This is a genomic window from Prevotella sp. MGM2 (assembly GCF_002933955.1).
In the GTDB taxonomy this organism is placed as follows: Bacteria; Bacteroidota; Bacteroidia; order Bacteroidales; family Bacteroidaceae; genus Alloprevotella.
Window position 1 is genome coordinate 1 of record NZ_BEWW01000146.1, and the last position, 2,296, is coordinate 2,296.

A 2,296-nucleotide genomic window follows, 5' to 3' on the forward strand; every position below is an offset into this window, starting at 1 on the left:
GATGGAATGCCCCGCTTCGCTGTTACAAATATACGACATTTTCAGAGCAAAAGCAAATTATGTTAAAACGATAAGAACGGCGTTTATTCATCTTTTTTCAAATGGTGTGGCTATATGAAATTTCAATGACGTAAGCTGATGGGAAAGCTGGAAATAAAAGGAAGTATGATTTGGTCAGTTCGAAAATATGTATTACCTTTGCAGCGCATTTGCGAAAATATTGCCGAAATAGCTCAGTTGGTAGAGCAATTCATTCGTAATGAATAGGTCGCCGGTTCGAGTCCGGCTTTCGGCTCAGAAGATAATTTGCTACTGATTCTTTTTCGGTAGCTTTTTCTTTTTTCATGAGAATAGCAGCATAGGATAGGAGGCTTGATTTTCAAGACTATACTCCGAGCGGCAAAACAGGCGGATGTCATTTATATGTGACATCCGCCTGTTTTCAAAGTAACCGTTTACCTCATATTTCCAAGTATTCGTGTTGGAATTCGAATAAAGACTTTTTCGTTTCCATCACTTGCAATCTATGTTTTAACACTTTGGAATGTAACGAAAGGTTAAAAGTGTTAAAGTCGGATTCCTCCCATTTTTCAATTTATGATGTAGAAAAACATCAGTCTTGCCTATAAACGGAAGGCATACGGACAATGCTGTAAAAAAACTGCATTTTTGTTTTGCATTTCTCCCGCCTTACACTAACTTTGCATTCTGAAAGAGAGAAACTTCCTCTTTTAAAAGCATATCATCGTAATCTGCAATCATTTTTAGCTAAAAACAATATGTCCGGAACAAAAAAAATCAAGACGGCGCTTGTGTCCGTCTTCCACAAAGATGGCCTTGAGGAAATTCTGGCAAAGTTACACGCCGATGGCGTAAAATTTCTCTCAACCGGCGGTACGCAGCAGTTTATAGAAGAACTGGGATATCCCTGTCAGAAGGTTGAAGACGTCACGACTTATCCCTCCATTTTGGGCGGACGTGTCAAAACACTTCATCCCAAGGTGTTCGGAGGTATTCTCGGACGTCGTGAACTGGCTGAGGACAAGGCTCAGATGGCACAGTATGACATTCCCGAGATAGATCTTGTCATCGTAGACCTTTATCCCTTTGAACAGACCGTGGCAAGCGGAGCTTCTGAAGCTGACATCATCGAGAAAATCGACATAGGCGGCATATCGTTGATCCGTGCAGGCGCAAAAAATTTCAACGATGTGGTTATCGTTCCTTCAAAGGCCGAATACCCTGTTTTGCTTCACATCCTCAATGAAAAAGGTGCCGAGACCGATCTTTCCGACCGCCGTCTCCTGGCTACGCGCGCCTTTGGCGTCTCAAGCCGTTACGATGCAGCCATTCATGAATGGTTTACGCGCTGATCCTATCGCTCTGTCATCCTTATTTTAATTTGCGAAGCAATTGTTTATGAGCATATTTTCAAAATTATTTTCTTTCACGCAAGAGTTGGCCATCGACTTGGGTACGGCCAATACCATCATTATCAGTGACGATCAGATTGCCGTGAACGAACCTTCGGTGGTGGCTCTCGACCGGCATAGCGAAAAAATGATAGCCGTTGGCGGACGTGCCAAGCTGATGTATGAGAAGACCAACGATAGCATCCGCGTCATACGCCCCCTGCGCGACGGTGTGATTGCCGACTTCAACGCTTGCGAGCAAATGATGCGCGGACTTATCAAGATGGTGCATCGCGGCAAACGTCTTTTCTCCCCCTCGCTGCGCATGGTTATCGGCGTGCCGTCCGGTTCGACGGAAGTTGAGTTGCGCGCAGTGCGCGATTCTGCAGAGCATGCCGGCGGGCGCGACATTTTCCTCCTTTACGAACCTATGGCGGCAGCCATCGGCATAGGTATCGATGTGAATGCACCCGAAGGCAACATGGTTGTCGACATCGGTGGCGGAACTACGGAAATTGCCGTGATATCGCTTGGCGGAATTGTCTCGAACAACTCCATTAAAATGGCAGGCGATGACTTTACGGCCGATATCAAGGAATACATGAGCCGTCAGCACAACATGGTTGTGAGCGAACGCATGGCCGAACGCATAAAGATTCACGTCGGTGCGGCGTTGACCGATCTCGGTTCCAACGCTCCCGAAGACTATCTGGTGAAAGGCCCCAACCGCATCACCACAATGCCCATGGAGGTTCCCGTTTGCTATCAGGAAATAGCCCACTGCCTTGAAAAATCAATAGCGAAAATCGAGCAGGCCGTGCTCAACGCCCTTGAAAAGACACCGCCGGAACTCTACGCGGACATCGTGGACAACGGTATATAGA

At 46.4% G+C, this 2,296-nt stretch carries 1 protein-coding gene, 1 tRNA gene and 1 pseudogene; all 3 read left to right on the top strand.

The window, feature by feature from the left end; all coding sequences use genetic code 11:
- Window positions 1–222: 222 nt before the first annotated feature.
- Window positions 223–295, top strand: a tRNA-Thr gene (locus C5S62_RS03360).
- 484 nt (window positions 296–779) lie between these two features.
- Window positions 780–1,373 carry an IMP cyclohydrolase gene (locus C5S62_RS03365; protein ID WP_104404053.1) on the top strand — a complete coding sequence of 198 codons (594 nt, stop codon included), beginning with the start codon at window positions 780–782 and terminating at the stop codon, window positions 1,371–1,373.
- Window positions 1,374–1,419: 46 nt separating this feature from the next.
- Window positions 1,420–2,292 (top strand): annotated as a pseudogene (locus tag C5S62_RS03370) (rod shape-determining protein); the annotation flags it as partial.
- Between the last annotated feature and the right edge of the window lie 4 nt (window positions 2,293–2,296).

Coding starts and splice junctions, on each gene's coding strand:
- C5S62_RS03365 (WP_104404053.1), top strand. CDS start 780: ATGTCCGGAACAAAAAAAATCAAGACGGCGCTTGTGTCCGTCTTCCAC.